General features: G+C 68.6%; 31 protein-coding genes, 1 tRNA gene and 1 pseudogene. 31 read left to right on the top strand and 2 right to left on the bottom strand.

From position 1 onward, the window contains the following. Positions 1-10: 10 nt before the first annotated feature. Positions 11-1,045 (bottom strand): Holliday junction branch migration DNA helicase RuvB, encoded by a 1,035-nt coding sequence (ruvB, locus tag SFY69_10235; GenBank protein ID MDX2132418.1) that lies wholly within the window; start codon positions 1,043-1,045, stop codon positions 11-13. Between the two features lie 53 nt (positions 1,046-1,098). After that, positions 1,099-2,583, bottom strand: a complete 1,485-nt coding sequence (locus tag SFY69_10240) for a hypothetical protein (protein MDX2132419.1) — start codon at positions 2,581-2,583, stop codon at positions 1,099-1,101. A 375-nt stretch (positions 2,584-2,958) separates the two neighbouring features. On the opposite strand from SFY69_10240, the gene rpsJ reads away from it, so the two are divergent. The 31 genes and pseudogenes from rpsJ (at position 2,959) to SFY69_10395 (ending at position 21,406) form a co-directional block, all read left to right on the top strand. Next, entirely contained in the window at positions 2,959-3,267 is a 309-nt protein-coding gene (rpsJ, locus tag SFY69_10245; GenBank protein ID MDX2132420.1) for a 30S ribosomal protein S10, read from the top strand. A 139-nt stretch (positions 3,268-3,406) separates the two neighbouring features. Further along, positions 3,407-4,096, top strand: a complete 690-nt coding sequence (rplC, locus tag SFY69_10250; protein MDX2132421.1) for a 50S ribosomal protein L3 — start codon at positions 3,407-3,409, stop codon at positions 4,094-4,096. A 352-nt stretch (positions 4,097-4,448) separates the two neighbouring features. Then, positions 4,449-5,171, top strand: a complete 723-nt coding sequence (gene rplD / locus SFY69_10255) for a 50S ribosomal protein L4 (protein ID MDX2132422.1) — start codon at positions 4,449-4,451, stop codon at positions 5,169-5,171. After that, entirely contained in the window at positions 5,168-5,458 is a 291-nt protein-coding gene (rplW, locus tag SFY69_10260) for a 50S ribosomal protein L23 (protein MDX2132423.1), read from the top strand. Before rplD ends, rplW begins: the two co-directional genes overlap by 4 nt. Before the next feature lie 28 nt (positions 5,459-5,486). Then, positions 5,487-6,344 (top strand): 50S ribosomal protein L2, encoded by an 858-nt coding sequence (gene rplB / locus SFY69_10265; protein MDX2132424.1) that lies wholly within the window; start codon positions 5,487-5,489, stop codon positions 6,342-6,344. 73 nt (positions 6,345-6,417) lie between these two features. Further along, a complete protein-coding gene (gene rpsS, locus SFY69_10270; protein ID MDX2132425.1) occupies positions 6,418-6,723 on the top strand; it encodes a 30S ribosomal protein S19 in 306 nt (101 codons plus the stop codon). 53 nt (positions 6,724-6,776) lie between these two features. After that, complete coding sequence (gene rplV, locus SFY69_10275; protein MDX2132426.1) at positions 6,777-7,331, top strand: 50S ribosomal protein L22; 555 nt, start codon at positions 6,777-6,779, stop codon at positions 7,329-7,331. A gap of 9 nt (positions 7,332-7,340) precedes the next feature. Next, a complete protein-coding gene (gene rpsC, locus SFY69_10280) occupies positions 7,341-8,042 on the top strand; it encodes a 30S ribosomal protein S3 (protein ID MDX2132427.1) in 702 nt (233 codons plus the stop codon). Between the two features lie 87 nt (positions 8,043-8,129). Then, complete coding sequence (gene rplP, locus SFY69_10285) at positions 8,130-8,549, top strand: 50S ribosomal protein L16 (GenBank protein MDX2132428.1); 420 nt, start codon at positions 8,130-8,132, stop codon at positions 8,547-8,549. A 16-nt stretch (positions 8,550-8,565) separates the two neighbouring features. Beyond that, entirely contained in the window at positions 8,566-8,769 is a 204-nt protein-coding gene (gene rpmC, locus SFY69_10290) for a 50S ribosomal protein L29 (protein MDX2132429.1), read from the top strand. Between the two features lie 38 nt (positions 8,770-8,807). Further along, entirely contained in the window at positions 8,808-9,149 is a 342-nt protein-coding gene (gene rpsQ, locus SFY69_10295; protein ID MDX2132430.1) for a 30S ribosomal protein S17, read from the top strand. A gap of 31 nt (positions 9,150-9,180) precedes the next feature. Then, positions 9,181-9,567 (top strand): 50S ribosomal protein L14, encoded by a 387-nt coding sequence (gene rplN, locus SFY69_10300; GenBank protein MDX2132431.1) that lies wholly within the window; start codon positions 9,181-9,183, stop codon positions 9,565-9,567. 14 nt (positions 9,568-9,581) lie between these two features. Then, the gene (gene rplX, locus SFY69_10305) at positions 9,582-9,923 is read left to right on the top strand and encodes a 50S ribosomal protein L24 (protein ID MDX2132432.1); all 342 of its coding nucleotides are present in this window, start codon (positions 9,582-9,584) and stop codon (positions 9,921-9,923) included. Positions 9,924-9,978: 55 nt separating this feature from the next. Further along, positions 9,979-10,713, top strand: a complete 735-nt coding sequence (gene rplE / locus SFY69_10310) for a 50S ribosomal protein L5 (GenBank protein MDX2132433.1) — start codon at positions 9,979-9,981, stop codon at positions 10,711-10,713. Positions 10,714-10,758: 45 nt separating this feature from the next. Beyond that, the gene (locus tag SFY69_10315) at positions 10,759-10,944 is read left to right on the top strand and encodes a type Z 30S ribosomal protein S14 (protein ID MDX2132434.1); all 186 of its coding nucleotides are present in this window, start codon (positions 10,759-10,761) and stop codon (positions 10,942-10,944) included. A 36-nt stretch (positions 10,945-10,980) separates the two neighbouring features. Then, complete coding sequence (gene rpsH / locus SFY69_10320; GenBank protein ID MDX2132435.1) at positions 10,981-11,379, top strand: 30S ribosomal protein S8; 399 nt, start codon at positions 10,981-10,983, stop codon at positions 11,377-11,379. A gap of 43 nt (positions 11,380-11,422) precedes the next feature. After that, positions 11,423-11,977 (top strand): 50S ribosomal protein L6, encoded by a 555-nt coding sequence (rplF, locus tag SFY69_10325; GenBank protein MDX2132436.1) that lies wholly within the window; start codon positions 11,423-11,425, stop codon positions 11,975-11,977. A 26-nt stretch (positions 11,978-12,003) separates the two neighbouring features. Continuing rightward, positions 12,004-12,366, top strand: a complete 363-nt coding sequence (rplR, locus tag SFY69_10330) for a 50S ribosomal protein L18 (protein MDX2132437.1) — start codon at positions 12,004-12,006, stop codon at positions 12,364-12,366. Between the two features lie 42 nt (positions 12,367-12,408). Further along, a pseudogene (gene rpsE / locus SFY69_10335) lies at positions 12,409-12,891 on the top strand (30S ribosomal protein S5). A 340-nt stretch (positions 12,892-13,231) separates the two neighbouring features. Further along, positions 13,232-13,912 (top strand): 50S ribosomal protein L15, encoded by a 681-nt coding sequence (gene rplO / locus SFY69_10340; protein MDX2132438.1) that lies wholly within the window; start codon positions 13,232-13,234, stop codon positions 13,910-13,912. A 129-nt stretch (positions 13,913-14,041) separates the two neighbouring features. Beyond that, positions 14,042-15,436, top strand: a complete 1,395-nt coding sequence (gene secY, locus SFY69_10345; GenBank protein ID MDX2132439.1) for a preprotein translocase subunit SecY — start codon at positions 14,042-14,044, stop codon at positions 15,434-15,436. 21 nt (positions 15,437-15,457) lie between these two features. Continuing rightward, complete coding sequence (infA, locus tag SFY69_10350; protein ID MDX2132440.1) at positions 15,458-15,682, top strand: translation initiation factor IF-1; 225 nt, start codon at positions 15,458-15,460, stop codon at positions 15,680-15,682. 137 nt (positions 15,683-15,819) lie between these two features. Beyond that, positions 15,820-15,936, top strand: coding sequence for a 50S ribosomal protein L36 (gene rpmJ, locus SFY69_10355; protein MDX2132441.1), 117 nt, complete (start codon positions 15,820-15,822; stop codon positions 15,934-15,936). Between the two features lie 72 nt (positions 15,937-16,008). After that, entirely contained in the window at positions 16,009-16,389 is a 381-nt protein-coding gene (gene rpsM / locus SFY69_10360) for a 30S ribosomal protein S13 (protein MDX2132442.1), read from the top strand. Positions 16,390-16,479: 90 nt separating this feature from the next. Beyond that, positions 16,480-16,854 carry a 30S ribosomal protein S11 gene (gene rpsK, locus SFY69_10365; GenBank protein ID MDX2132443.1) on the top strand — a complete coding sequence of 125 codons (375 nt, stop codon included), beginning with the start codon at positions 16,480-16,482 and terminating at the stop codon, positions 16,852-16,854. A 221-nt stretch (positions 16,855-17,075) separates the two neighbouring features. Continuing rightward, a complete protein-coding gene (locus SFY69_10370; protein MDX2132444.1) occupies positions 17,076-18,074 on the top strand; it encodes a DNA-directed RNA polymerase subunit alpha in 999 nt (332 codons plus the stop codon). 131 nt (positions 18,075-18,205) lie between these two features. Next, positions 18,206-18,889 carry a 50S ribosomal protein L17 gene (rplQ, locus tag SFY69_10375; GenBank protein ID MDX2132445.1) on the top strand — a complete coding sequence of 228 codons (684 nt, stop codon included), beginning with the start codon at positions 18,206-18,208 and terminating at the stop codon, positions 18,887-18,889. 159 nt (positions 18,890-19,048) lie between these two features. Further along, the gene (locus SFY69_10380) at positions 19,049-19,387 is read left to right on the top strand and encodes a hypothetical protein (GenBank protein ID MDX2132446.1); all 339 of its coding nucleotides are present in this window, start codon (positions 19,049-19,051) and stop codon (positions 19,385-19,387) included. Between the two features lie 97 nt (positions 19,388-19,484). Further along, positions 19,485-20,519 (top strand): phenylalanine--tRNA ligase subunit alpha, encoded by a 1,035-nt coding sequence (pheS, locus tag SFY69_10385; protein MDX2132447.1) that lies wholly within the window; start codon positions 19,485-19,487, stop codon positions 20,517-20,519. A 79-nt stretch (positions 20,520-20,598) separates the two neighbouring features. Next, positions 20,599-21,174, top strand: a complete 576-nt coding sequence (locus SFY69_10390; GenBank protein ID MDX2132448.1) for a hypothetical protein — start codon at positions 20,599-20,601, stop codon at positions 21,172-21,174. Between the two features lie 160 nt (positions 21,175-21,334). Further along, a tRNA-Gly gene (locus tag SFY69_10395) sits at positions 21,335-21,406 on the top strand. Positions 21,407-21,476: the final 70 nt, after the last annotated feature.

Here is a 21,476-nt window from a genome sequence, read left to right on the forward strand (position 1 = left end):
CATCGGGAACTCACGCCCCGGGGAACAGGCCGCCCGGGCCCGGCGCGGGCGGGGCGATGCCCAGGTGCCGCCCGGCCGCCGGCGTCAGCGAGCGCCCCTGGCGCGTCCGCGCCAGCAGCCCGATCTGCAGCAGGTAGGGCTCCACGGTGTCTTCGAGTGTCCCGGCGTCCTCGTTCATCGTCGCGGCGATCGCCTCGATCCCCACCGGCCCGCCCGCGTAGGTCCCCGCGATGCACCGCAGGTACGCGCGGTCCAGCCCGTCCAGCCCCAGCGCGTCGATCCCCTCCAGCGCGAGCGCGCCATCGATCATCGCGGCCGACAGCCGCCCGTCGCCCTTGACGGCGGCGAAGTCGCGCACGCGCCGGAGCAGGCGGTTGGCGATGCGGGGCGTGCCGCGCGAGCGCGAGGCGAGGCGCGCGAGGTCCGACCGTTCGGGCGCCGCGAGGTTGAGCAGTCGCGCGCTCCGCGCGAGGATCTCCACCAGTTCGTCGGTCGAGTAGTACTGCAGGTGGTGCACGATGCCGAAGCGCGACCGCAGGGGCGACGACAGCATCCCCGCGCGCGTCGTGGCGCCCACGAGCGTGAAGGGCTTGCAGCGCACCTGCACCGTGCGGGCCGAGAGCCCCGCGTCGAGCGTCACATCGATGCGGAAGTCCTCCATCGCCGGGTAGATGAACTCTTCCACGGCGACGGGCAAACGGTGGATCTCGTCGATGAACAGGATGTCGCGCGCCTGCAGACGCGTGAGCGTCGCGACCAGGTCCGTCCCTCGCGCGAGCGCCGGCCCGCTCGTCAGCACGACGCCCGCGCCCATCTCCTTCGCCAGGACATGGGCCAGGGTCGTCTTCCCCAGCCCGGGCGGGCCGTGCAGCAGCAGGTGCTCCATGGGCTCGCTGCGCTGCGAGGCGGCCCGGATGGCGATGCGCAGGCGCTCCAGCAGATCGCGCTGCCCGACGTACTCGTCGAGCTGCGTCGGGCGGAGCGCCCAGTTCTGGGGCTCTTCTTCCGGGGCCTGCTTGCCCGAGAGCACACGCTGCGTCGCCATGCACCTTGCTCCACGCTTCGGACGGGCCCGGACCCCGCGGCCGACGGTCGAGCCTAGTCCATCGGCAGGCCCTTGCGCCGCCAGAGCGACACAAGTTCATCGAGGCTGATGGGCTCGGCGACCGTGCCGCGGGGCAGTTCGGCGCGCACCAGCGCGCCCCGCTCGTTGTACTCGCTCACCTGCGGGCGCGACTGGTCGTGCAGGCGCGTCGTGAGACGCCACAGCCCCGGGCGATCCGCCGGCTGCTCCAGCAGGTCACGACGCAGGCGGATGGTCTCGCGGTCGGACTGGTAGACGTAGAACGCCATGTCCGCCGTGATCCCCGCGCGCACCAGGATCTGCGGGAGCAGCAGCGACTCCAGGCGGCTGACATACCCCTCGCCCTGGATCACCGGCCTCACCGTGCGCGGCGGCTGGCCCGGCGTCTCCACCTCCACCTGCATCGTGCCCCCGTCACGCACGCCCAGCTCGCTCGCCTGGATCACGCGGTCGCCGTCGCGCACCACGTTGCGCACGCTCCAGCCTTCCCGCTCGCGGTCGAGCGACAGAAAAAAGATCGACTGCGAGTCCACGATCCGGGGCTTCGCGCCCGCCTCGTTCGGACGATCGAGCCAGCGCGCGTCCATCCGCACCACGAACCCCTGCTCGCGGTCGCCCGCCCCCGTGTGCTTCTTCGTCGGGTCGAGTTCACCACGGCGCCCGAGCGCGCAGCGGACGCGGCGGTAGCCAACCTCTTCTTCGTCGGCCTTCGCGCCCGTCGGCGACGGGCGATAGAGACGTTCCCACCGCTCGGGCATCGCTTCCACGATTTCGCGCAGCACGTCCGGCGTCGTCCGCTCGAACACCTTGAGCCCCGTCTTGATCGCCGCCGCGCGGGCGTTGCCGACCTTCGCCGGGTCCTCGAACGTCGCCGTCCCGATCATCCCCTCGCTCTCGCGGCGCGCCCCGGCCAGCACCGGCTCGGTCGTGATCAGTTCGAACGTCACGAACTGCTGGGGCGTCAGGCGGAAAATCGTGTACCCGCGCACCACCGCCGGCGAGCCGCCCTCCGGCGGCATCAGCACGTACGCACGTTCCGCGGGCATCCCGTTTATCTCGACCGTCGAACGCGGCACGATGATCGTGCCCCGATACCCCACCACCTGCCCGGGCTTCGTCCGGTCGTAGACCTCGCCGCTGGTCTTCAGGATCTGCGTCACCACCTCGTCCATCGCGTGCGCCGCCGTGACCTCCGGATTCGCCGTGCGTGGCGTGGTGATGTTCACCAGCCACGTGCCGTCCTCGGGCTTGATGGTCGCCGTCACGCGCCCGCCCACCGAACCCGACTCCGCCTTGCTGCCCATGGGCAGCAGCATCTCGAGCCCGACCGAGTCGAGGCGGAACGCCTCGTCATCGAACTCCACCGTGCCCGTCACGCCCGCTGGCGCGGTGGGGGGGGTGTTCGGCACCGCGCGCTGCGCCAGCGCCGGGCCGCCCAGCGCAAGCAGCGTGCACGCGCAGGCGAGCAGTTGCGGTACGGCATTCGGACGGGTGGGCATGGCGGCCTCCGGGCGAGGGTAGGTCCGAACATCGGTTCGGGCTCAGGACGGGACCGAGGACTGACATCGACAACCGGTGTGACCCGGCTTGATCGAGGAGCGTGCGGGGAAGTGGCAAAGTGGCAGAGTGGCAGAGTGGCAGAGTGGCAAAGTGGCAAAGTGGCAAAGTGGAGACTGAGAAGAGGTCGAGGGAGGGGGTGCGGGGGTGACGCCGTGGCGGGTCGAAGCTGCGCATGTTGCCCGGGTTGACTTCTGTGCGGCCCCGTCTACGCTTCCCTCCCACCTCTCCGGAAAGAGGGGCGGTCGCGTGTCTTCGGTGGCGGTCGCCACGCGGAGCAGCGAGCGCCGACGGCGGGTGGACTGGACGGACACTGCATGACGGGCGGGCGAATCAGAATCCGGATGGAAGCGTACGACCACATCGCTTTGGACGCGTCGGCCAAGGAGATCGTGGAGCACGCGAAGCGCACGAACGCGAAGGTCGCGGGCCCGGTGCCCCTGCCGACGCGCGTGGAGCGCTACACCGTTCTGCGCTCTCCGTTCATCGACAAGAAGAGCCGCGAGCAGTTCGAGATCCGCACGCACAAGCGGATCATCGACATCATCGACCCCAACGCGCGGACGGTCGAGGCGTTGAACCGACTGGTCGTGCCGGCGGGCGTGTTCGTGAAGATCAAGGCGTAAGAAGAAGGCACTCGGCATTCGGCATTGGGCATTAGAAATCGGGGATCAGGAACGAGGCAGAAGGCAATCGGGAACGCAGATTGACGGACGATCAGGGGACGCGTGAACGCGGCCGCCGGATTCCGCGAGGATGAATGCGATGGGCGTGTCGTTGCTGGGCAAGAAGATCGGGATGACCCGTGTCTACACGGACAAGGGAGTCTCCCTGCCGGTGACGGTGATCGAGTGCGGGCCGTGCGTGGTGACGCAGGTTCGCACGCCGGACGTGGACGGCTACGCGGCGGTGCAGATCGGGTACGAGGCCATCGACCCGCGCAACTCGACGATGGCGATGATCGCGCACGACGTGAAGGCCGGGGCCGCCCCCATGCGTCACCACCGCGAGTTCCGCGTGGACGCGAAGGACCTGGGGTCATTCCAGGCCGGGCAGGAGCTGAAGGTCGATTCGTTCGACGGCACGATGTTCGTTGACGTGATCGGCACGTCGAAGGGCAAGGGCTTCCAGGGCGTGATGAAACGCCACCACTTCAAGGGCATGTTCGCGTCGCACGGCACGGAGCGCAAGCACCGCTCGCCCGGCTCGATCGGCTCGCTGTGCTCGAACCGCGGGTACGGCGGCGGCCTGAAGAAGGGCAAGCGCATGGCCGGGCACATGGGCGCGGTGCGCGTCACCTGCCGCTCGCTCGAGGTCGTGCAGCGCATCCCCGAGAAGAACCTGCTGCTCGTCAAGGGCACGGTCCCGGGCGGCAAGAACGGCGTCGTCGAGGTCCGCCCGGCGGTCCGGCTGTACAAGAGCAAGGCGGCGAAAGCCAAGGCGGCGTCGAAGTAGAAGTGTGCACCCGGGCGATGGTCGTCCGGGTGTTTTCGTTCGTGGTCGGATGGTGCACAGGAGCAGCAGGCGTCTGATTCGCCGTCGCCCTCGCGGAACAAGGGCGGCGGGTCCGGAAGGTCAGAACCCCCGACGGGGGCGACGAAACCACCGGGCGGCGACAAGCGACCGGAGCCGGGCCTGCCCCGTGCTCCGCTTGGACGGCCGAGTCGAATCCGATCCAACCCCCGCGTCCGGTGACGCGTGCCGCGAGTGGCGGCGAGTGGAGGGTGGACGGATAGGCAACCAACGGCGTCACGTTCGGGCCGCATGCCCGGGCGGGGCGTCAGGCGTCAGGACGAGGTAAAGACCCATGGATGTCCCCGTCTACAACATGCAGGGCACGCAGGTGGCGTCCCTTACGATCGATGAGCACACGCTGGGCGGCGAGGTGAACGCGGCGCTGATCAAGCAGGCGTACGTGATGTACCACGCCAACCTCCGCCAGGGCTCGTCTCGCACGAAGAACCGGCACGAGGTCGAGGGCTCGACCCGCAAGCTCTACAAGCAGAAGGGCACCGGCAACGCCCGTCACGGCGACAAGAAGGCCAACCTGTTCAAGGGCGGCGGGCACGGGCACAGCAAGAAGCGCACGCGCGAGGACTTCCGCGTCGACATGCCCAAGAAGATGCGGCGCAAGGCCAACCGCAACGCGCTGCTCGCCAAGCTCGTGGACCAGGAAGTCCGCGTGATCGACTCGCTGCAGTTCGGCGAGCCCCGCACGCGGGCCTTCAAGGACTTCCTGGGCGCGATCAAGGTGGACAACACCGCGGTGGTCGCGCTCTCGTCCGACGAGGCGCGCGTCAAGAACACCCGCCTCAGCGGGCGCAACATCGACGGGGTCCGGATGATCCGCAGCGACCAGCTGACGGCGTACGAGATGCTCGGGCACCGGTACGTGGTGATCGAGCGGGCCGAACTGGAGGCGTGGCTGCACGGGCCGACCTCGCAGACCGGCAAGGACGCGAAGGTTTCGCCCCTGGGGCGCGAGGCGGGGGCCGAGGGCGGGCGCGCGAAGAGTGAGGTGAAGTCATGAGCGTGAAGCTGGACGCGACGCACGTCATCAAGCGCCCGCTGCTCACCGAGCGGACGACGTTCGCGATGAACGAGCGCAAGCAGTACACGTTCGTCGTCGACACCCGGGCGACCAAGCCCGACATCAAGGCGGCGATCGAGACGCTGTACCGCGTGCGGGTGGTGGGGGTGAACACGCTGGTGCAGAAGCACAAGGCGCGTCGCACCCGGTTCGGGGTGAGCCAGCCGGCCCCGACCAAGAAGGCGATCGTGCGCGTGCACGACGAGGACACGATCGAACTGTTCTGAGCATCTTTCCAGGGACCGGAGCACGCACATGCCCATCCGCATCTACAAGCGAACGAGCGCCGGCCGACGCAACGCGTCGGTGAACATGCACGCCGAGGTGACCAAGAAGCGCCCCGAGCAGGCGCTGCTGCGTCCGATCCCCAAGACCGGCGGACGCAACCACCACGGCAAGATCACGATGCGCGGGATCGGCGGCGGGGTGAAGCGTCGCTACCGCGTGATCGACTTCAAGCGCAAGGACCGCGACGGGGTCATCGGCAAGGTCATCGGCATCGAGTACGACCCGAACCGCTCGTGCCACATCGCGCTGATCGAGTACACCGACGGGGTCCGCCGGTACATCCCCAGCCCGCAGGGCCTGAAGGACGGGCAGGAGATCGAGTGCTCGAGCACCGGCCCGGTGGAGCCCAACCCGGGCAACGCGATGCCGCTGCAGTACATCCCCACGGGGCTGGACGTGCACTGCGTGGAGCTGAAGCCCGGGCGTGGGGCGCAGATGTGCCGCTCGGCGGGCGTGTACGCCCGTCTGACGAACAAGGAAGGCGGGTACGCGACGCTGGTGCTGCCCAGCGGCGAGATGCGGATGGTCCCGCTGGCATGCCGCGCGACGATCGGGCAGGTCGGCAACGGCGACCACCGCCTGCGGATGCTGGGCAAGGCGGGCATGTCGCGTCTGCTGGGCATCCGCCCGAAGACGCGCGGCGTGGCGAAGAGCCACCACGCTCACCCGCTGGGCGGCGGGTCGGGGCGCAGCAAGGGCAACCGCCCGCTGTGCGGGCCGACGGGCGTGCACGCCAAGGGCGGGAACACGCGCAACCCGAAGAAGCACAGCGGGAAGCTGATCATCCGGCGTCGCGTGTCGAAGCGGTACGGGCAGAAGAAGTAAGACGCCGCGGAGCGGCACGGGACGGTGGTCGGGGACGGTGGTCACGAAGGCACGAAGGGACTGAGGAACGCGCATGGGACGCAGTCTGAAGAAAGGGCCGTACGTCGACGAGGGTCTCTACATGAAGGTGGAGCGGCTGAACGCCTCTCGCCGGAAGGAGGCGATCAAGACGTGGGCGCGCCGGTGCACGATCGTTCCGGAGTTCGTGGGGCACACGTTCAAGGTGCACAACGGGAAGCAGTTCCTGGACGTGTTCGTGACGGAGGACATGGTGGGGCACAAGCTGGGCGAGTTCAGCAGCAGCCGCACGTTCCGCGGGCACACGAACAAGAAGGAAGGCATCGACGCGGGGGCGGGCGCCGGGCCGGCGAAGAAGTAAGGCGGCGGGTGATCAGGGGCGCGGGACCGCGCACAGCAGAAGGACGGTAAGCCGTGAGGATCCGAGGCAACAAACTCAAGGCGGCGCTCGAGCGGGCGGAGATGACCGTGGACCGGGCGGCGGAGGCGCTGGCCGAGCCGGGGTTCGCGAAGGACGACGCGGCGCGCGCGATCCGGAACTGGATGGCGGGTCGCGACCATCCGCGCTGCCGCGCGTCGCGCCTGAAGAAGCTGGCGGGCGTGCTGAAGGTCGACGTGAAGGACCTGGCGGCGTTCACGAGCGAGGTGCGGTACCACCGCGGGAGCCCGCGCAAGGCGGCGCTGTTGGCGACGCTGATCCGCGGGAAGAACGTGGACCAGGCGCTGAACCTGCTGGCGTTCACGACGAAGCGTGCGGCGGTGAACATGCGCAAGTGCCTGAGCGCGGCGGTGTCGGACGCGGAGCAGGCGGAGTGCGACGTGACGCGCCTGTACGTGTCGGAAAGCCGCGTCGATTACGCCGCGGTGATGAAGCGATTCCAGCCGAAGGACCGCGGTCGAGCGCACCCGATCCTGAAGCCCTTGAGCCACATCACGATCTCGGTGGAGGAGCGCCCGTCGAGGGGCTAAGAGCGAACCATGGGACAGAAGACGCATCCATTCGGGCTTCGCCTGGGCATCACCGAGGCGCACAAGAGCAGGTGGTACGCGCCCAAGGCGCTGTACGGGGAGCTGCTCGTCGAGGACGAGAAGATCCGGCGCTGGCTGGACAAGCGTCTGAACCGCAGGCCGCCAAACGCGGCGGTGTCGGACGTGCACATCGAGCGCACGCGCGAGGAACTGAAGATCATCATCAAGACGGCGCGCCCGGGCCTGGTGATCGGCCCCAAGGGGGCCGAGGTCGAGCGGATGACCGAAGAGCTGCAGTACATGACGGGGCGCAAGGTCGCGATCTCGATCATCGAGATCAAGAACGCCGACATGGACGCGAAGCTGGTGGCGGAGAGCGTGGCGGAGCAGCTGTCGAAGCGGTCGAGCTTCCGTCGCGCGGTGAAGATGAAGGCCGAGGCGTGCATGAACGCCGGGGCGCGCGGGTGCAAGATCCGCATCGCCGGGCGTCTGGGCGGGGCGGAGCTGGCGCGGGTGATGGAAGAGAAGCGCGGCTCGCTCCCGCTGTCGACGCTGCAGGCGAACGTGGAGTACGGGGTGGCGGAGGCGCACACGACGTACGGGGTGATCGGGGTGAAGTGCTGGATCTTCAAGGGCATGTTCACGACCGAGCGGACGGAGGAAGAGTCCAACGCGGCGGGCGGTCGGGCACGGGCGCGTGGCCGCAAGTAGCGCGGGCCGGTGCGGAGGTCGGTGCGGTGATCGGTGCGGAGATCGGTGCGGTCGGGTGAATCGTGATCGTGTGAATCGGAGTCAGCCATGGCGTTGATGCCCAAAAGAGTGAAGTACCGCAAGGAGATGCGCCGGATCCGCCCGCGCAAGGCGACGAAGGGCAACTACGTCGCGTACGGGGATTTCGGGCTGCAGTCGCTCGAGGGGTGCTGGCTGCCCGGCAACGTGATCGAGGCGGGTCGCATCTCGTGCCAGCACTTCCTGAAGCGCGAGGGGAAGCTGTTCATCCGGGTCTTCCCGGACAAGCCGATCTCGAAGAAGCCGCTCGAGACGCGAATGGGAACGGGCAAGGCGGACGTCGACTACTGGGCGGCGCGGATCAAGCCCGGGACGATGCTGTTCGAGATCGCGGGCGTTCCGGAGAGCACGGCGAAGCTGGCGCTGCTCCGGGCGGCGATGAAGATGCCGGTGCGCTGCCGGTTCGTGGGTCGGCGGGTGCGGGTCTAACCGGGAGGGCGGGTTCATGAAGGGCAAGGACGTGCACGGGATGAAGGACGAGGAGCTGTCGCTGGAGGCCCGGAACCTGCGGGTGAAGCTCTTCGACCTGCGCTCGCAGTCGGTGACGGAGAAGGTGGAGGACACGTCGCAGTTCGGGAAGATCCGCAAGGACGTCGCCCGGCTGCTGACGGAACAGCGGGCGCGTCGGGGAGCGAAGCAGAACGGGTAAAGGTGCGCGGGCACCGGTGACGCAGGGGAACACAGGCGATGGCGGACGCGAGCAACAGGGCGGGCGAGGGCGTGGAGTCGCTCACGGGCACCAAGATCGGGGTGGTGGACTCCGACGCGCGGGCGAAGACGCGGCGCGTGGTGCTGAGCTACATGGCGCAGCACCCCAAGTACGGGAAGTACGTCCGCCGGCGCACGATCCTGCACGTCCACGACGAGGCGAACGAGTCGCACGTGGGCGACGTGGTGGAGGTGGCGCCGTGCCGCCCCATCAGCAAGACCAAGTCGTGGCGCCTCGTGCGGGTGGTCGAGCGTCGCTCGGCGGAGGCGGCGGCGATGAAGAGCGTGAAGGAACTCCAGGGGCCGGTCGTACAGGGATGACCGCGCGGGATCGCGCGTCGGACGGTGAACCATGCTGCAGCAAGAAACACGGTGCGAGGTGGCGGACAACAGCGGCGCGAAGATCGCGTACGTCATCCGCGTGTACGGCAGCTCGACGGCGAGCGGGAAGTTCACGCGTCGGACGGCGGCGGTGGGCGACCGGGTGTTCGTCTCGATCAAGCGGGCGCTTCCCGGGGCGGACGTGAAGCCCGGGGACAAGTCCAAGGCGGTGGTGGTGCGGACGACGAAGGCGACCCGCCGGGCGGACGGGAGCTACGTGAAGTTCGACAGCAACGCCGTGGTGCTGATCCAGGACGACGGGAACCCCAAGGGCACGCGCATCTTCGGGCCCGTGGCGCGCGAGCTGCGGGACAAGAACTACATGAAGATCGTTTCGCTCGCGTCGGAAGTGATCTGAAAGGACCGAGAGTCATGCCAGCGCACGTGAAGAAGGGCGACACCGTGATGATCACCTCCGGCGACCTCAAGGGTCAGATCGGGGAGATCCTGCGCGTGATGCCCGACAAGCAGCAGGTGGTGGTGAAGGGGCTGAACCTGGTGACCAAGAACCTGCGCCCGACGCAGGCGAACCCCAAGGGCGGGGTGATCACCAAGGAGGCGCCGCTGCACATGAGCAAGGTCTCGCCGGTGGTGGACGGGCGGGCGGTGCGGGTGGGCTTCCGCACCGAGAAGGACGGGAGCAAGGTGCGCGTGGCGCGTCACGCCGGCAAGGACATCAAGGTGTTGTCCACGCTGCGGGGGCCCCGGGGCTGAGTGAGCACGGACAGGACGGGCGCCCGCGGCGCCACAACGGACAGCGAGCACGATCATGGCGAAAGAGACCGACAAGCAGGCACAGGGCGGCGAGGGCAAGAAGGGGCCCCCTCCGGGGAAGGGCCCGCAGGGCAAGGGGGCGCCCGGGCGCGCCGCGGGCGGGAAGAAGCCCGGCCCCGCGAAGCACGAGGCGCACGACGCGCCCGAGGACACCGGCCCGCGCGTGCCCGCACGCCTGAAGGTGGCCTTCGAGGAGAAGGTCCGCCCGGCGTTCGCCGAGAAGTTCGCCGAGACGAACCGGATGGCCCAGCCCCGCCTCGAGAAGATCGTGCTGAACGTGAACATGGGGCGCCACCTGGAAGGGACGAAGATCCCCCCGCACATCCGGGCGCAGGTGATCGACACGCTGACGCGGGTGACGGGGCAGAAGCCGGTGGTGGTGAAGGCGCGCAAGAGCGTGTCGAACTTCAAGCTCCGCGCGGGGTTCGAGGCGTCGGCGATGGTGACGATCCGGCGCGACCGGATGTGGCACTTCCTGGACCGGCTGATCAACCTGGCGACGCCCCGCATCAAGGACTTCCGGGGGCTGAACGACAAGGCGTTCGACCGGCAGGGCAACTACTCGATGGGTCTGACGGAGCAGGGGGTGTTCCCCGAGATCAACATGGCCGAGGCGCAGTTCACGCACGGGATGCACATCAACATGTGCTTCCGGAACAGCACCCCGGAGCGGTCGCGCTTCGTGCTGGAGCAGTTGGGCATGCCGTTCCGCAAGCCGGAGCAGCGGTAAGGGAAACGCGGCGTCGCGTGGGCGACGGCCGGGGAGACACGGGCAATGGCGACCAAGGCGCAAGTAGCCAAGTCGAATCGCAAGCCGAAGTTCAGCACACGCGTGGTGCGTCGGTGCGAGCTGACGGGGCGGGCGCGGGGCGTGTACCGCAAGTTCCGCATCAGCCGCATCATGCTGCGGAAGTTGGCGCTCGAGGGCAAGATTCCGGGGATGCGCAAGGCGAGCTGGTGAAGACGGGGCGCCGCCCCGCTCGAGGGAAGGACGACGATGGCTATCGGTGATCCAATCGCGGACATGCTGACGCGGATCCGCAACGCCGTGCGGAACCGGGCGAAGACGGTGAACTGCGTGAACTCGAAGGTGTGCCGCGGCATCGCCGGGGTGCTTCGCGACGAGGGGTTCGTCGAGTCGTTCGACGTGGTGGAGGACGGGCGGCAGGGCCTGATCCGCATCCGCCTGCGCTACGGGCCCGGGGGCGAGGCGGTGCTGCACCGCCTGACGCGGGTGAGCAAGACGGGGCGTCGGGTGTACCGGGGCGTGGAGGAGATCCCGCGTCCGCTGCAGGGGCTGGGCATCGCGGTGGTGTCCACGAGCAAGGGCGTGATCAGCGATCGCCAGGCGCGCGAGCAGCGTGTCGGGGGCGAACTGCTGTGCGAGGTCGAGTAAGAGGACGGGTGGAGCGGGCCCGGCAGGGGCAGGAGTGTCAGCGATGTCGAGGATCGGGAAGAAGCCGGTGCCGGTGCCCGCGGGCGTGAAGGTCGCGGTGAAGCCCGGGCTTGTCACGGTCGAGGGCCCCAAGGGCAAGCTCGATCTGAAGACGCGTCCCGAGGTGGTCGTGACGTGGACCGAGAGCGAGAAGGCCGTCAAGGTCGAGCTCGCGAAGGGGTACACGAGCGCGAACAAGCTGGCGAACGCGCTGTGGGGCAGCACGCGGGCGCACATCCGCAACATGATCGAGGGCGTCACGAAGGGCTACGAGAAGACGATGGAAGTCGTCGGCGTGGGCTGGACGGCGACGCTGTCGGGCAAGACGCTGAAGATGACGCTGGGCTACGCGAACCCGGTCGTGATGGAGGTGCCCGCGGGCCTCACCGTGACGGTCGAGAAGCAGTTCGTGAAGGTCGCCGGCCCGGACCGGGGTCTGGTCGGGCGCTTCGCGGCCGACATGCGGGCGCAGCGCAAGCCCGAGCCCTACAACGGCAAGGGCGTCAAGTACACCACCGAGACGATCACGCGCAAGCAGGGCAAGCAGTTCGGCGCCTAAGCGGCGTACAGACGGGGACACGGGTCATGAACAAGAATGCGGCGAAGAACCTGCGGCGGGCACGCCGACGCGTGCGGATCCGGCGGAGCATCTCGGGCACGCACGAGCGTCCCCGGCTGAGCATCTACAAGTCGGTCCACCACGTCTACGCCCAGATCATCAACGATCTGGACGGGCGGACGCTGGCGGCGGCGTCGACCACCGAGAAGGTGCTGGGCGTGGAGAAGCCCGGGAACGTCCAGGCCGCGACGAAGGTCGGGCTCGCCCTGGCCGAGCGGGCCAAGCAGGCGGGCGTGGAGAAGGTCGTGTTCGACCGGGGCGGATTCAAGTACCACGGGCGTGTCAAGGCGCTGGCGGAAGCGGCGCGCAAGGGCGGATTGCAGTTCTAAGGCGGGCGCCGCATCGGCGAGTTCCGCGAACCGGGCCACACTATGCCAGAGATCATCGACCAAACGAGTCAGATCGAGTCCACGACGGTGAGCGTTGACCGCACGTCGGCGACGGTGAAGGGCGGGCGGCGCTTCAGCTTCGGCGCGCTCGTCGTCGTCGGCGACCGGCACGGGAAGGTGGGGTTCGGCTACGGGAAGTCGAACGAGGTGCCCCAGGCCGTCGAGAAGGCCCAGAAGTACGCGCGCAAGGAGATGCGCAGCGTGCCGATGATGGGCACGACGATCCCGCACGAGGTCGAGGGCACGTTCTCGTCGTCGAAGGTGCGGCTGATCCCCGCGGCGCCGGGCACGGGCGTCGTGGCGGGCGGCACGGTCCGCGCGATCCTCGAGATCGCCGGCGTGACGGACTGCCTGACGAAGTGCTACGGCTCGACCAACAAGCGGAACATCGTGAAGGCCGTCTTCGACGGGCTCGAGCGGCTTCGTCGCCCGGGCGCGGTGGCGAGCCTGCGGGGCGTGACGCTGGGGCTCACCGAGATCGAGAGCAAGATCGAGCGCGGGAAGCGGTTCATGCCGGTCGCGCCCAAGCGCGAGAAGGCGCGCGGGCCGGTCAACACCGTGGGCGACGAGCGCAAGAGCCGCGGCCGCGGACGCCCGCGCCGTGACGGTGGGGGCGGTGGCGGGCACGGCGGCGGCGGTGGTGGGGGCGGCGGTGGTGCGCCGGCCGGTGCGGCCGACGCGGCGCCGAAGAGCTAACGGCGGGCAGTTGATGTCGGGTGCGCGACGCGACGAACGCGGCGCGACGTCGGGCGAGTGGTCTTTGGCCTCCTGGGCAACGGGCGGCAGGTTTCCGGAGTGACGGTCCATGATGATCCATGACATCACCGCCCTGGCGGGCAAGTGGAAGAACCGCAAGCGCGTGGGTCGCGGCGAGGGCTCGGGGCACGGCAAGCAGTCGGGGCGCGGGCACAAGGGCGCGGGAAGCCGCTCGGGCTACGCGGCGAAGCTCGGTCACGAGGGTGGCCAGATGCCCTACTTCCGGCGCCTGCCGAAGTTCGGCTTCACCAACGCGCCGTTCAAGACGCACTTCTGGGCGGTGAACCTGGGGGACATCGTCGGGCACCCGAACTTCGCGAAGGGCGGGGACGTGACGATCGAGGCGCTGATCGGCGCCGGGCTGGTGCGTGATACGTCGCGCGACCTCAAGATCCTGGGCAACATCGCCGGGGACAAGCCGCTGGGCGTCAAGCTCGCGGTGACGGCGGCCCGCGTGACGGCCCCGGCCAAGAAGCGCGTGCTGGAGGCCGGCGGAACGGTGACCGAGACCGGCACGCGCCGGGATCGCGTCCGCGGCATCGACCTCACGAGCGAGGACCGCACGCCCAAGAACCTGACGAAGAAGCTGAAGCGCGGGTCGAAGGCCAAGGCCGGCGCCCCCGCGGCGGCGGGCAAGGGCGAGGAAGGCGCGGCCGACGCGAAGGCGGCGAAGGGTGAGAAGCCGGCCAAGCCCGCGAAGGGCGCGGCGGGCGGGGAAAAGAACGACTGATCGTGCGTCCGCCGCACCCTATCATCGCGTGATCGAGCGTGATCCGCCCTCGGCGAACGAGCCGGGGGCGGCTGCGTTGATGACGGATCGGGTGCAGACCGCCGGAACGGAAACCGAAAGCGACGAGCCATGCTGACGACGCTGCTGAATGTCTTCAAGGTGCAGGAACTGCGGAACAAGGTGCTGTTCACCTTGTCCATGCTGCTGGTGTTCCGCATCGGGCACTGGATCCCGTTGCCGGGGATCAACGACGAGGCGCTGGCCGAGCTGTTCAAGGGCGGGGAGTCGGACAACCCGCTGACGAAGATCGCGTCGTTCGTGTCGATCTTCTCGGGCGGGCAGCTGCAGCAGTCGACGATCTTCGGGCTGGGCATCATGCCCTACATCACGGCGAGCATCATCTTCCAGCTGCTCTCGACGGCGCTCCCGCAGCTCAAAAAGCTGCAGGAAGAGGGCCCGACGGGGCGCCAGAAGATCATGGAGTACACGCGCTACGTGACGGTGCTGCTGTGCATCGTGCAGGGCACGGGGTGGCTGACGTACATCGGGCGGTCGTCCGAGGGGCTGATCCACCCGATGTTCTTCAACAACCCGCTGTGGTGGGTGATGGCGGTCGCGACGCTGACGGCGGGCACGCTGTTCCTCATGTGGCTGGGCGAGCAGATCGACAAGCACGGCATCGGGAACGGCGCGTCGATGATCATCATGGCGGGCATCCTGAGCGGGATGCCCCAGGCGGTGCGGACGGTGGCGGCGAGCTTTGACCCCAAGGACCCGCAGGCGATCGGGTTCATGGGCCTGATCCTGCTGGCGGCGGGGTTCGTGGGGGTGGTGGCGGGCGCGGTGCTGATGACCGTGGCGCAGCGCCGGATCCCCGTGCAGCAGGCGAAGCACACGCGCGGGCGCAAGGTCTTCGGCGGGCAGAAGAGCTACCTGCCGCTGCGGATCAACCACGGCGGGGTGATGCCGATCGTGTTCGCGAGCTCGCTGATGATCTTCCCGACGGTGATCTTCGGGCAGATCAACGCGATGGCGAGCACGTCGTCGTCGGGGCTCTTCCAGGACGTCGCGCTGTTCTTCGACCGGAACTTCCACCCCGGGGGCTACCTGTACGTGCTGGTGTACATCGCGATGGTGTACTTCTTCAGCTACTTCTGGATCACGGTGCAGTTCAACCCCGAGGAGATGAGCAAGCAGCTCAAGGACCACGGCTCGTTCATCCCGGGGCTGCGCCCGGGCCCGCGCACGGCGGAGTATCTCGAGACGGTGATGGGGCGGGTGACGTTCGTGGGTGCGGCGTTCCTGTCGGTGGTGGCGGTGCTGCCGACGGTGGTGAACCAGGCGGTGGGGATCGACTACGTGGTGACGCAGTTCCTGGGGGGCACGGGGCTGCTGATCGTGGTGTCGGTGAGCATGGATTTTCTGCAGCGTGTGGAGGCGAACCTTCTCATGCGGAACTATCAGGGATTCCTGGGCGGGGAGGACGGGTCGTCGGGGCCTCGTCTTCGCGGGCCGCGGGGGTAGTCGCGCGGGGCCGGGAGAGCGATGAGCAAGCAGGACGACAAGTTCACGTTTGAGGCGGTGGTGATCGAGGCGTTGCCGAACGCGATGTTCAAGGTGCGCCTGCCGAACGAGCAGAAGACCGAGGTGCTGGCGTACGTCTCGGGGAAGATGCGGATGAACTACATCCGGATCCTCCCCGGGGACCGGGTCACGGTGGAGATCAGCCCGTACGACCTGTCGAAGGCGCGGATCACGTTCCGGCACTAGGCGGCGCGCTGGGCCGGGCATGACTTTTTCCGGGAGCCCTCCTAGAGTGGAGGCCCGGCGGAGCAGGGTGGCGTCGTCGACGCCGGGTGGGCCGAAGGTGGCAGAGGTGGCGGCCGACGAGGCCGGGAAGGTGCACCGTGAAGGTTCGATCGAGCGTGAAGCGGATGTGCAACGGGTGCCAGGTGGTGCGGCGCAAGGGCAAGCTGCGCGTGATCTGCAAGGCGGACCCGAAGCACAAGCAGGTTCAGGGCTAATACACGGATCGGCGGGCCGAGCCGGCGTCCTGTCGTGGGCGCGGGGCGGTGCCGGTGTCGAGGAGGCTGACAGTGCCGCGCGTCGCAGGTATTGACATTCCGGACAAGAAGAAGGTGTTTTTCGCGCTGCAGTACATCCACGGCATCGGGCCGAAGGTGGCGGGCGAGATCCTGTCGCAGGCGAACGTGGACCCGGACCAGCGGGCGAGCGACGTGGACGAGCAGAAGCTCGCGCAGATCAACGCGATCATCGACCAGGGGTATCTGGTCGAGGGTGCGCTGCGTCGCCAGGTGCAGCAGAACATCCAGCGCCTGAAGGACATCAAGAGCTACCGCGGGGAGCGCCACCGCAAGGGGCTGCCGGTGCGCGGGCAGCGGACGCAGAGCAACGCCCGCACGCGCAAGGGCAAGAAGAAGACGGTGGCCGGCAAGAAGGGCGTCAAGGCGAAGTAATGAGCGAACGCGTTCCTTCGCCCGGTGCGGGCGGGGCGCGCGGAGTTCGGGGACGACCCATCGCGGGTCGGATGATCCGAGGAGACGTGCATGTCGAAGAAGGGCAAGGTCCGCAAGAACGTGGTGCGTGGCATCGTCCACATCCGGGCGACGCAGAACAACACGCTCGTCACGATCACGGACATGAACGGCGAGACCCTCTGCTGGGACTCCGCCGGGACGATCGGCTTCAAGGGTGCCCGCAAGAGCACCCCGTTCGCGGCGACGCGTGCGGCGGAGACGGCGGCGGGGAAGGCCCGCAAGATGGGGCTCTCCGAGGTCGAGATCCGCATCAAGGGCGCTGGCGCGGGGCGCGAGTCGGCGGTGAACGGGCTGGTGGCGGCCGGGCTGCGCGTGACGGCGGTCGAGGACCACACCCCCGTGCCCCACAACGGCTGTCGCCCCAAGAAGCGCCGGCGCGTGTAGCGTCCGGGGTGCGTCCGGGGTGCGGACGAAAACGAACTCTGCCCGCGCGGGGTCGGCCCGGCGGGTTCTGTCGGATGCGTGCGTGACGGCGTGCGAGACTGAAGAAGGGGCCCGCCAGCTCGGCATGGCGGTGTTCTCCGTGCACGACGCCGTCGGGTTCTGGAAGGACCTGGCCGAGTGTTGGAACTGAACTTATGACAACTCGTGTGCGCTGGCGCGGGATGGAACTTCCTACCCGGGTCGTGAGCGACCCTCGCTTCAAGAGCGAGACGTTCGGTCGGTTCGTGATCGAGCCGTTCGAGCGGGGCTTCGGCACCACCGTGGGCAACAGCCTGCGCCGCGTGCTGCTCAGCTCGCTCGAAGGGGCGGCGGTGACGTTCATCCGCATCAAGGGCGTCCAGCACGAGTTCTCGCCCCTCAAGGGCGTGATGGAAGACGTCACGGACATCGTCCTCAACGTCAAGAACCTCATCGTGAAGCTCGAGGGCGACGAGCCCAAGACCATGCGTCTGGCGGCCCGCGGGCCCGGCGAGGTGACGGCGGACATGATCCAGGCCGACACCGCCATCACGATCCTCAACAAGGACATGGTGATCGCCACGCTCACCGAGCCCATCGAGTTCGAGATGGACCTGACCGTGGCGAAGGGGCGCGGATACGTCCCGGCCAGCGAGCAGTACGCCGGCGCGGACGAGCAGGAGATCGGGGTCATCCACCTCGACTCGATCTACTCGCCCGTGCAGCGCGTCCGCTACAAGGTCGAGGAGACCCGCGTCGGCCAGCGCACGAACTACGACAAGTTGACCCTTGAAATCTGGACCAACGGGACGGTGGCGCCCGAGATGGCGCTGGTCGAGGCGGCCAAGATCTTCCGCAAGCACCTCAACCCCTTCGTTCAGTACTTCGACATCGGCGAGGAGCGCGTGAGCGAGGAGGCGGCCGCCGCGGCGTCGGTGGACGAGGAACTCATCCGCAAGCTCACGATGTCGATCAGCGAGCTCGACCTGTCGGTCCGGGCCAGCAACTGCCTGGAATCGGCGCGGATCGAGACCGTGGGGCAGCTCGTGACCCAGACGGACGCCGACCTGCTGAAGCTGCGTTCGTTCGGGCGGACGAGCCTGCGTGAGGTGAAGCGCAAGCTGCAGGACATCGGGCTCGACCTGGGGGTGCAGTTGCCCGAGGGGTTCACGGTGACCCCGCCGCAGGTGCCGACCGCGTAAGGAAATCCGACGGCGGGCGACGGCTCGCCTAGAATACAAGCTCCGCGCACGGGTGCACAGCCCTCGCGGAGCATTTCAGGCAAGCACATCGGCGCCGGGCCCGTCGGGGCGGCGTCGTGGGAGTGTGGATCATGCGTCACGGCAGGGCTGGGTACCGACTCGGGCGGAAGACGGCGCATCGCACGGCGATGCTGCGGAACATCGCGGCCGGGCTGTTCGAGCACGGGCAGATCGTCACGACGATCCCCAAGGCCAAGGCCGTGCAGCCCTTCGTCGAGAAGATCATCACCGACGCCAAGGCGCGCCTCCGGGCGACCAACCCCGAGGACGCGAAGCGTCTGGACGTGGCGGCGCGTCGCCGGGTGGCGGCGAAGCTCGGCGGCAACCGCCTGGGCTTCGACTGGCTGTACCTGCCCAAGAACGCGTCGGAAGGCGAGAAGGAGCACGTCCAGAAGCTCCGCGACCAGGCGTCGCAGTTCTTCGACCTGCCCGAGAGCAGCCAGGTCGAGCGCAACCGCTACGGCGAACTGCGCCGCGCCCCCAAGCTCGTGAAGCACGTGTTCGAGCGGATCGCCACTCGGTACGAGACCCGCAACGGCGGGTACACCCGCATCGTGAAGCTGGGGCGCCACCGCATCGGCGACGGTACCGAGCTGTGCGTCCTGCAGTTCGTCGGCTCCGAGGACGGGGCCGAGATCAGCGGCAATCCCTCGACCCGTCGGCGGCAGGCCGACCGGCGGACGGCCTACTACAAGAAGCTGCGGGACGCCAAGAAGGCGGCCGCGGGCACGGGTTCCCCGGGGGCGAACGCCTGATCTGTGCGGCTCGCGGAAGGTCCGAGAAAGCTGGCGTCGATCACGGGACCGTGATACCCTGATGCGGGAAGAGTTGGCCGCCGATCCGGGTTGTCCGGTAGGAACGGGCGGCGGGCTTGAGAGCACACGGGGAAAGCACCCCTCCAAGGAGCAGTGACCATGAAGCGTTTCGCGATGATCGTCGGTGTGGCGGCCCTGGCTGCCGTTGTCGGCTGCGCCTCGAACAAGTCCTCGACCGGCAGCGCCGGCGCGGTGGGCGAGAAGAAGTGCTGCAGCGAGAAAGCCTCCTGCACCACGACCGAGGGCAGCATGGGCACGGTCGGCACCGAGAAGAAGGGCTGCTGCGGCAGCAAGACCGAGGGCAGCATGGGCGCCGTCGGCACCGAGAAGAAGTCCTGCGGCGAGAAGACCTCCTGCGGCTCCAAGACCGAGGGCAGCATGGGCGTCGTCGGCGCCGAGAAGAAGTCGTGCAGCACCCCCTGCACCAAGCAGAACTGAGTTCCCCGTCCACGGGTGAACGATCGAACGGCCCGGCGGCCTCCCGCCGGGTTTTTTCGTTTTGGAGACCGCGGCTCGCCGCGGATACGCTCCGGGCGTGATCGCCGAAATCGATGCTCTCGAACGTGAGGCCCTGGAGCAGCTCGCGCACGCGGACGACAGCGGGGCGCTCGACACCTGGCGCCACCGGTACCTCGGGGCGAGCGGCCTGGTGAAGGCCGCGCTCGGGCGCCTCAAGGACGTACCCAAGGACCAGAAGCCGGCGGTGGGGCAGCGTCTCAATGCGCTGCGTGCCGCGCTCGAGGGCGCGTACGCCCAGCGGCGTGCGCTGATCCCCGAGCGCGACGACTCGGAGAAGCCGGACATCACCGAGCCGGGGATCGTCGAGACGCACGAGCTGGGGCGGCGTCACGTGATCTCGCGCGTGCGCGAGGAGCTGGTCGAGGTGTTCGGGCGAATGGGGTTCGAGGTCGCCGAAGGGCCCGAGCTCGAGGACGACGAGCACAACTTCGTCAAGCTGAACATCCCGCCCGGGCACCCGGCGCGCGACCCGGCCGACAACTTCTACGTCGACGATCCGCGGACCAACCCGTGCCCGCGGATGCTGCGCTCGCAGACCAGCACGGTGCAGGTGCGCGTGATGGAAGCGGCGGTGGCGGCGGGTGGCGGCACGCTGCGGGCGCCCATCCGGATCATCTCGCCGGGGCGCGTGTACCGCCCGGACACGGTCGACGCGACGCACTCGTTCATGTTCCACCAGATCGAGGGGCTCGCGGTCGATCGCGGGCTGAGCATGGCGGACCTGACGACGACACTGTTCCAGTTCTGCCGCGCGTATTTCGGCGAGGGGGCGCAGATCCGCTTCACGCCGACGTTCTACCCGTTCACCGAGCCTTCGGCGCAGTTCGAGATCTTCGTGAGTCTGACGCCCGGCGCGCCGCCCCGGTGGATCGAGCTGGGCGGGTGCGGGATGGTCGATCCGAATGTGTTTGAATCGTGCGGCGTGGATTCCGAAGAATGGACCGGGTTCGCGTTCGGCTTCGGGGTCGAGCGTCTGGCGATGAGCAAGTACAAGATCCCCGACATCCGGCTGCTGTTCGAGAACGACCTGCGATTCCTGCGGCAGGTGTGAGGCGGGCGCGGGTCGGGGCGTAGGCCAAGGCAACGTCGGGCCTACGGGCCCGAGTAGTGGGGGTGCCATGAGCGAACAAATGTCGACGCCACCGTTCGAACCTGGGCTGATCGATGAGATGCGTCCGATCCCGTCGTGGCCGAAGGTGATCGGGATCATCTCGATCTGCTGGGGCGCACTCGGGCTGGTGTGCACCGGGTGCGGCGGGCTGTGGTACGCGCTGGGGCCGCAGTGGCTGGCGCAGCAGCCGGGGATGGGCGAACTGCCGCCCTCGATGAAGCCGACGGGCGCGATGTGGCTCGTACTGGCGGCGGGGCTGGGGCTGGCCGGGCTGCTAATCGGTGCGGGTGTCACGTGCACGATGCGTCGGCCGGTCGCGAGGCCGCTGCACCTGGTCTACGCGGTGCTGGCGCTGCTGGTGGGCGTCGTGAGCACATACGTGCAGTGGCAGACGATGGTGGCGATGAACCAATGGGTGGCGGAGAACCCAGACAGCCAGTTCGCGAAGCAGCACAACGCGGCGGGCCAGATGGCCGGGCTGGTGGCGGGGCTGGTGATCGGGAACGCGTGGCCACTATTCGCGCTGGTGTGGTTCGGCGCGGTCAAGCGGACGCGCGAGTCGTTCGGCCCGCCGCCGGAGCCGACGCTCGTCTAAGGGCGAGGGGCGGCGGCACGCACGCCGAGCGGGCGGGGGGCCGGCACGCGACCCGCGCGGCAACACGCCGAGCGGCCGGGGGGGCCGGCACGCGACCCGCGCGGCACGACGCCGGTGGGCGCGAACGTGGCGGGGCGCAGGTGCGTATACTCGGGCCGCCGCGGGCGTAGTTCAGCGGTAGAACGTCAGCTTCCCAAGCTGAATGTCAGGGGTTCGATCCCCCTCGCCCGCTTTTCGGTTCGGACGGCCGCCGCCGGTGTCACATGGTGACGTCGGCGGCTTTTCGTTGATCCGCGTTCAGC

This window comes from Planctomycetota bacterium (assembly GCA_033763975.1).
GTDB lineage: Bacteria > Planctomycetota > Phycisphaerae > Phycisphaerales > UBA1924 > RI-211.